The sequence below is a fragment of the Peptostreptococcus sp. MV1 genome (assembly GCF_000758885.1).
GTDB lineage: Bacteria > Bacillota > Clostridia > Peptostreptococcales > Peptostreptococcaceae > Peptostreptococcus.
Genome location: NZ_JRNB01000038.1, coordinates 1 through 3,623, shown reverse-complemented (window position 1 = coordinate 3,623; position 3,623 = coordinate 1). Strand labels below are relative to the sequence as shown.

The 3,623-nt window shown below is 32.8% G+C and carries 5 protein-coding genes; all 5 read right to left on the bottom strand.

Going from position 1 to position 3,623, the window contains the following annotated elements; all coding sequences use genetic code 11:
• Positions 1-107: 107 nt before the first annotated feature.
• Positions 108-1,166 (bottom strand): cell wall-binding repeat-containing protein, encoded by a 1,059-nt coding sequence (locus HMPREF1639_RS02725; protein ID WP_036763017.1) that lies wholly within the window; start codon positions 1,164-1,166, stop codon positions 108-110.
• 116 nt (positions 1,167-1,282) lie between these two features.
• Positions 1,283-1,819: a hypothetical protein gene (locus HMPREF1639_RS02720; protein WP_036763015.1), complete on the bottom strand. Its 537-nt coding sequence runs from the start codon at positions 1,817-1,819 to the stop codon at positions 1,283-1,285.
• 82 nt (positions 1,820-1,901) lie between these two features.
• Positions 1,902-2,378, bottom strand: coding sequence for a type II secretion system protein (locus HMPREF1639_RS02715; RefSeq protein WP_036763013.1), 477 nt, complete (start codon positions 2,376-2,378; stop codon positions 1,902-1,904).
• Positions 2,379-2,417: 39 nt separating this feature from the next.
• Positions 2,418-2,996 (bottom strand): hypothetical protein, encoded by a 579-nt coding sequence (locus tag HMPREF1639_RS02710; RefSeq protein WP_036763011.1) that lies wholly within the window; start codon positions 2,994-2,996, stop codon positions 2,418-2,420.
• Between the two features lies 1 nt (position 2,997).
• Positions 2,998-3,456, bottom strand: coding sequence for a hypothetical protein (locus HMPREF1639_RS02705; RefSeq protein ID WP_036763009.1), 459 nt, complete (start codon positions 3,454-3,456; stop codon positions 2,998-3,000).
• Between the last annotated feature and the right edge of the window lie 167 nt (positions 3,457-3,623).

Here is a 3,623-nt window from a genome sequence, read left to right as displayed (position 1 = left end):
CAGACTGACGGCATGCCCGTCATACATATAAAAGGGATTAATCTGTTGATTAATCCCTTTTGTCCTAGTCAAATATAACTATTATTTAATCCTAATGTAATAAATTTCTAGCTCAAGCCCTTTGATGGGTATAGCATCTTGATTATAGTCTCATCCTTAAGTGAGTTGTGACCACCTATTACTATTGCATAACCAGACTTCTCTATATCCCACTGACCAGGCTCATCAAGTGATTCCGGTAATAGAGACAAGAATTCCTTCATATCGCTATTATCCCTAGTATCTGATATAGGCATTACAATACAATTTCTAGGTTTAACTAAGTTAATCGCACTGATTGAATCAGGGAACTTTCTACCATCTACAAATAATATATTATAATAACCCTCAGCAACTCTAGCTACTTCCTTAGCTGTTTCATACCTATCTACACCGGCTATCCTAGTTCCACCTTCCTGGGCAACTGAATCACTACCACCTATAGTATAAGTTACACTAGTTCCAGCTGGTAGCTTGTAAGACTTAGACCCATCTACCAACATCAAGCCCAAATTCTTGTTGTGACACAAGCCTGAAGCTGTCAAAGCATCCGGGAATTTTCTACCATCAGCAACTGCAAGATTTGTAAATCCTGCCATCTTTATAGTAGCAAGGTTTCTGCCATAAGCACTTGCATTACCTATTCTAATTACCTTGGCTTTAGGTATATATTTCTTTATATACTTTTCAGTAGAAGCGTATATCTCCTTTTCACTACCTAGTATATAAATTGTTTTACTCTTATAATAATTCTTAATTAATCCTATATTAGCATAATCAGCTTTTGTTAATAATAATCTTGCATTAAATGCCCTACATAAGTTATAAGCACTTAATCCATCCTGAAAACTATTTTGATTAATCAACACCGTTGGTACAGCCTTGTCTTCAGTCAATTGATATACATCTGACGCATTTTTATGTGGATTAAGTGAGTTTGCAGTGTATTCTGAAGTCTTAATCCTATTAACCCCATAAAATCTTTTCCAACCTCCATCAAAGCCACCATAAGGCCTATAATTTTTCCATAGTGCAGAAGATGGCACTGTTGCAGCAACAGCTATAAAAGTTGCCGCTAAAATACTTGTTAGTCCCTTTTTAAGTAAACCACTCTCTTTAATCTTCATACTTACCTCCGTATAAATTATTATTTGCTGTTTATATTTGGAATAGAAACAACTTATATTTTTATTGTATATTCATTTGTCTATACTGTCAATAGAGTTGATAAATTATTTTATTTTCATATTTTTTTAAGTACAATAAAGTCTTTTGTGTAACTATTTTTATCTATTTTAAAACGTATATTAAATTTTACATAATCTTCTTTTTCACTTATATTCATACCTTCGATATGCCTACCTATCTGATATTTTCCTTTATTATCGCTATAGCAAACGTAAATATTTCCTCCTTCTACAGATATATATTTAGTATATGCAACTTCCTTTTGCAACTTTCCATAAGCCCTATACTCCATTTTCCTTATATTTTTATAATCTATATTATTTCCACTTGCACCCCATATACGGGTAATACCTATACTATTGTTGATTTCATATCTTATTCTATCCTCAACTACAGATGCAATTTCCCTCATCTCTATTTTGTTAATTATACTGGCCTTTATATTTAAGGACGACTTAAAAACTACAAGTATTGACACTAGTAACAAACTCGCTATCATTAAATAAACCATCACTTCAACCATTATATATGCTCTACTTGTCTTTAACTCAGACCCATTGCCAGAATATACCAATCTCGACCTCAAAAACATTGTCTTCCTCCAGACCTATTCTTAAAATTTTCAATAAATATCAACACCAGTAGCTGAACTTATATATTTTACATAAAAAATACTACCTCAAACGTGAAATCTTACCATCTATTATATCTTTTTTTGTATAGTAGTTATCCTCATAGGATGTGACCCTGCCACTAGCAGGCATATAGGTTATCCTCTCTAGTTTCTTTGTTATATCATTAAATACATATATACTTCCCCCTCTGCCTGGTGCACCCATTCTTTTTATGCCCCTAAATTCCAGTTTGCCAGACCCTAGCACGTAGGTATGTTCATCTAAGACTATTTTGGACAGTCTTTTATTGTCCCTACCTATAGTATAATATCCCTTATAAAAGCTAACACTATAAGAGTGGTAGTCATCTTCTGCCTTGGCAATTATCCTCCTAATATCTGTTTTCAGTTTGACTACCGTAGCATCAAAGGTCAAACCATAGCTATTTAATTTTACTATAGACAAAGACATTACAACCGCCAAAATAGATATAGCAACTACCAACTCTACACAAGTGAATCCCTTATACTTTTTCATTACTACCCCCACAAACACACACTCATAAAATAATCAGTCCTAGGCAAGCTCTATAAATAGACTTTTAATATCTTTTACTTCCAATTTTTCTTTGTTTGATTTGTCTATTCCCAACCTTTTAAAAGGAGAATATAGTCTGTATTTTTTTCTCTTCCACCTATCTATGCTCTTGTATTCATAATAATAGTTTACATAAAATTCCACATATCCTTCTTTTTTTACTATTTCATAATAACCACCATCCCCGGTTATCAATTCATACAATGTATGCGGTGATTTGACGTATTTTTGCCCTATCAAGTCCCTATAGAAGTCTGTATTCTCTCTAGATACCAACTTATCAAACTCCTGAGAATCCTTGCTCTTATCATAGGCTTCTTCTATAGCATAATAGGCATTGACCATAAAGGCCCTCTCTATTGACGCTAAATCATAGTCATGTCTGTATAAGCTATCATAGTCCCTATTAAAGTAGGCAAGCTGTCTATACAAGGGCATAGAAAATAGTACCAGAGATACTAAAAACATAAATACGAGTATTACATTTACAGATAATGCCCCTCTTCTTATTCCCCTTATTTCAGTACTTTTTTTACCTAAACTAGTCCTATATCTCAAGCTAATCAACCCCTATAATTGTATGTATTTTAATAGACTTTTCAAGAGGCTTTCCAACCACCCTAATTTCCGATTCTACCCAACCAAATTTTTTATCTATAAAATTTCTCTTAACCAATAAATGTCCCCCCTCTATTTTTTTTGACGATTCTAAATCAAAGTTAGCTATATCCCCCTTGTAATTTTTCACATAAGACCTTTCATCAACCATAGCCATTTGCATAATATAGTCTATCCTATCTCTTTCAGATAATTTATTTTCAAGGCCAGCCACATTCATTATAAAAAATGAAAACACATAGAGGGCAACAGAAAAAATTATAAGTGTAAATACAAATTCTGTGGCTAGGTAGGCATCATATCTATGATTTTCACATGAAGTATCCCTTTGGTATCGGGGACTTATACGAATCCTCATCATTCTGCTTTTATCTTTAAAAACTAATCTCTGCCACTTCATTTTTTATACTCTCCTGCCTCTTCCTACTATTAAGTCAAAATATCATTTCCAAAAATACCTTTTCTATTTATTTATAGGCAAAAATAAAAAGATACTTTCAAAATCTTTGAAAATATCTTGGTTCTATAATATATAGCGTTGATGGTAACAAAAATGCTTTCAAAGTC